This window comes from Mycobacterium asiaticum, assembly GCF_001673365.1.
Taxonomy (GTDB): Bacteria; Actinomycetota; Actinomycetes; order Mycobacteriales; family Mycobacteriaceae; genus Mycobacterium; species Mycobacterium asiaticum_A.
Genome location: NZ_LZLS01000030.1, coordinates 1 through 1,631 on the forward strand (window position 1 = coordinate 1; position 1,631 = coordinate 1,631).

A 1,631-nucleotide genomic window follows, 5' to 3' on the forward strand; every position below is an offset into this window, starting at 1 on the left:
ACCAAGCCCAGTAACAGCGGCTACTACTACAACGGCACCTACACCGAATATCCGACGCCCGATCGAGGCAAGCCGATCGACGGCGGCGGGGTGCCCTGCGTCAACTAGGCGTGGGTGCCGCCGTCGATGCGGATCTCGGTACCGGTGATGAACTTGCCGTCCTCGGACACCAACATGGCGATGACTCCGGCGATCACCGACGGGTCGGCCATCGCGGCGCCACTGGACACCTCCGTGGTGGGCAGGATCGGCATCAGCCGGGAAAACAGCGACCAGTTCGCGTCTTTCGGGATGTAGCCGCCGGTTGCGTCGGTAATGCCGGACTTGATGCTGCCCGGCGCCACGCACACTGCTCGTAGTCCGGCAGCCGCGTATTCCAGCGCCAACGAATGGGTGAAGGCCTGCACGCCGCCTTTGCTTGCGGCGTAAGCGGCCATGTAGGGATGGGCGAAACTCGCCGAGGTGGAGCTGAAGTTCACGACCGTGCTGCGCGGGTTGTCCAACAGCGCCGGCAGCGCCTCGCGGACCACCAGGAAGGTACCGGTCAGGTTGACGGTGACAATCCGGTTCCACAGTTCAAGCGTGGTCTGGTGGGTGTGTGCGGCGCGCAGGATGCCGGCGGCGTTGACCAGTGAATCCAGCCCGCCGAGGGTCTTGATGGCCTCGCGCACCCCGGCCGTCACCGACTGCTCGTCGGCGACGTCGATAACCCGCGCGCTGAACCGCTCAGCTCTCGCCCGCGCCTGTTCGCGGGTGATGTCCAGTCCGTCCTCGGCGATGTCGGCGCCGACCACCGCCGCACCCTCGTCGAGCAGGCGCAGCGCGGTGGCCTGCCCGATCCCGGATCCGGCACCGGTCACCAGAATCCGCTGCCCGTCCAGTCGCTTCACCGGACGAGCGTAACCCTCGGCAGGGAAGTCAGTTCACCTCAGTTCACCAGGGCCGAGAACGAGTCGACGCCCAGGCCGACACCGCCGTTCCACGGCTCGAAGCCGGCTTGGATGCTCGTCAGATACCAGGAGTCGTTGATCGACTCCATGGTGCTGGTGTGGTCGACGAAGTCCATCACGTCGAAGGTCCACACTTCGATCGGCTGGGTGGCCACGTAGGACATCACGTTGTTCTGGCCGTTGCTGCCGTCCCAGACCACGAACTGCTTGCCGTTGATCGTGGCGTTGCCGACCGGCGAACCGACCGGCTGAATCGGGCCCTGGTGGTTGAACCAGATCATGATCTCCTGGTCGTTGACTCCGGTGGTGGTGTAAGTGGAGTCCAGCCAGATGTCGTAGGAGGCGTTCCAGGTGCCGGTCGGGACGTAGTTGTAGTCGATGCTGGTCACTGCCGAGTTGATTTGGCCCAGCTGGATCGGCAAGTTGGTGCCCGTCGACGAGGTGCCGTAATGCACGCCTTGGTAGACCGACGGGTATCCCAGCGGTGCCCCGTTGGTGGGCGCGTTGCCGTTCATCTGGGTGATGGAGAACCCGGTGGGGGTGGCGGTGATGGTTTGCCCGGCGGGGTTGTTCCACGCATTGTTCTGCACCACATTGCCACCATCGATGGTCGTCGTGCCGTATTGGGTGGAGATGACCGTCCCGCCCGTCGGGGTCGTGGGCGTGGTCGGGGTAGTCGAG

General features: G+C 64.9%; 2 protein-coding genes. Both read right to left on the reverse strand.

Annotated elements, in window-relative coordinates:
• Positions 1-104: 104 nt before the first annotated feature.
• Positions 105-890 carry an SDR family NAD(P)-dependent oxidoreductase gene (locus A5634_RS03400; RefSeq protein WP_065142681.1) on the reverse strand — a complete coding sequence of 262 codons (786 nt, stop codon included), beginning with the start codon at positions 888-890 and terminating at the stop codon, positions 105-107.
• 38 nt (positions 891-928) lie between these two features.
• On the reverse strand, positions 929-1,543 hold the full coding sequence (locus A5634_RS03405; RefSeq protein ID WP_367593446.1) for a GH12 family glycosyl hydrolase domain-containing protein: 615 nt from the start codon (positions 1,541-1,543) through the stop codon (positions 929-931).
• Positions 1,544-1,631: the final 88 nt, after the last annotated feature.